This window comes from Parabacteroides sp. 52 (assembly GCF_010500925.1).
Classification (GTDB): domain Bacteria; phylum Bacteroidota; class Bacteroidia; order Bacteroidales; family Tannerellaceae; genus QVMG01.
Genome location: NZ_QVMG01000010.1, coordinates 28,760 through 30,567, shown reverse-complemented (window position 1 = coordinate 30,567; position 1,808 = coordinate 28,760). Strand labels below are relative to the sequence as shown.

Annotated in this window: 3 protein-coding genes; 1 reads left to right on the top strand and 2 read right to left on the bottom strand. The window is 41.7% G+C overall.

Annotation, left to right across the window (positions count from 1 at the left end; all coding sequences use genetic code 11):
• A partial coding sequence (locus D0T51_RS07375; RefSeq protein ID WP_239056734.1) for a glycosyltransferase family 2 protein occupies positions 1-510 on the top strand: 510 nt, incomplete at its 5' end.
• Positions 511-525: 15 nt separating this feature from the next.
• Here the strand turns inward: D0T51_RS07375 and D0T51_RS07370 are convergent.
• Both D0T51_RS07370 and D0T51_RS07365 read right to left on the bottom strand, forming a co-directional pair.
• Entirely contained in the window at positions 526-1,251 is a 726-nt protein-coding gene (locus D0T51_RS07370; RefSeq protein WP_163727330.1) for a lipopolysaccharide kinase InaA family protein, read from the bottom strand.
• Between the two features lie 21 nt (positions 1,252-1,272).
• A partial coding sequence (locus D0T51_RS07365) for a glycosyltransferase family 2 protein (RefSeq protein ID WP_239056733.1) occupies positions 1,273-1,808 on the bottom strand: 536 nt, incomplete at its 5' end.

Below are 1,808 nucleotides of genomic sequence, written 5' to 3'. Positions count from 1 at the left end.
CTATTGGTTTTACAGATCGCACAAGAAAAAGCAATCGAAGAAGAAGCGGCTTTATGCATCGTCGAATCGGATGTAACCGTAAAACCGGATACCCTTCAGACTCTTTTTGATGAGACCTTGCAACGTCCGGACTGCGGTATGTCTGCTGCGATAACGACCGATGCGGAGGGCATAATAAACTATCCCTATCTGTATGCCCAAGAAGGGGGTAACAGTGATTTCTCCACAGAAGAATGTCTTAGTTTTTGTTGTACCATTCTCAGTTTGCCTTTTCTGCAAAAATACAGCTTTAATCAACTAAATCCTGCCAAAGACTGGCATGATGCCGTCCTGACCAAAGTCTCTTTAAAGCTCGCTTTCCGCAATTACCTCTTCCCTCACCTGCCGGTTCTTCATAGCCCACACGGAAGTCGTCCCTGGAGAAAGTTCAAAGAAAAGAATCTCTTTAAGTACTACTTATACAAATTTACCGGAAGAAGACATAAGATGGTTGATCCATCTTCGAACTGACGACGAAAGCCGGCGTTACCGACTTTCTATCTCCCTATATCTCTTGATTGCCTGAATGCAAACAGCCGGGTCAAAACCTCTGGCTTGCGCATAAGCGCCTCCCAGTATGTCCTGTATATCTCCTTGTGCAGGTATCCGGTTGAAATCTTTGCATCCCGCTTTCAGAGAGACCTTACCAAAAGACATACGGTTCAGGTCTATGATATCCACCCGGATAGTCTCTTTACTGTCATCAAACATTATATTGGCTGGAGAATAATCTGTATGCAAGAATCCATGTTGATGAAAACGAGCAGTTGTCCTACCTATGGCTTGCAAGATCTCCGTATGACGGTCAAAAGAGCGTTGATAGAGGTCTTTTAAAGAATACGGACAAACAGATTTGAGGGAAATAAAATAGCTGTCATCAAACAATATCCCATGCTGATTATTTATAAAAGCCACCGGCGTCGGAGTACCAATGCCTGCTTCAGCAATCCGGATAGCGTACAGATACGAACGTTCAGCTTTAGAGGAACGTATAAAGTCATAAATGAAACGGTTAATTATATTGGGACGTTTATAAGACTTCACAACAAACTCAACTCCCTTTTCTTTGAACACACGAATCTCATTACGTCCTTTATATATGCATTCTCCTTCATTAGGAAACCGCTGAGGTATACTTTTTATAAACGTTTCAAATTCCAGGAAATCAGGGTGTATTACTGTTTTACCTTTAAAAAGTGTGTTTTTTGTCATTCTCTATTCGTTCTTTCCGGTTTATATTTTATCTCTTTTGTTTATCATCTTCAACCAATAATACTTTATAGGATTTGTATATTTCAGTTGCTTCCAGGGGCGGCTACCATGAGGCTGATGCCATACAGGCAGAGAGGTATAGAGATAATTCTTATATCCCTGTTTCAGGGATTGATGAGATATCGTCACATCATGCCATGATTTCGTCGGATCAAGAAGCTTGAAACTGAATTTTTTCAGGAAGGATTCCGTCAAGAGTGTACAACAAAAGCTAAGATGTTTGCGGGTAGAAAAACACCTATCCTCTTTCCCTTTGGCATATAAGTAAGGATAATTTATCTCCCCCTCTTTATCCACCGTAACAGCTGCAACCATACCACAATCCGGTTGCGTAAGCGATTCGTCAAAAAGCGTCTGAAGGGTGTCCGGCTTGACAACCACATCCGATTCGACAAGACACAAAGCCGCTTCTTCTTCGATCGCTTTTTCTTGTGCGATCTGTAAAACCAATAGATAATTGGGAGAGGGATGATCGGTGATGTCTTCTAAATTGACCA

Coding starts and splice junctions, on each gene's coding strand:
- D0T51_RS07370 (WP_163727330.1), bottom strand. CDS start 1,251: ATGACAAAAAACACACTTTTTAAAGGTAAAACAGTAATACACCCTGAT.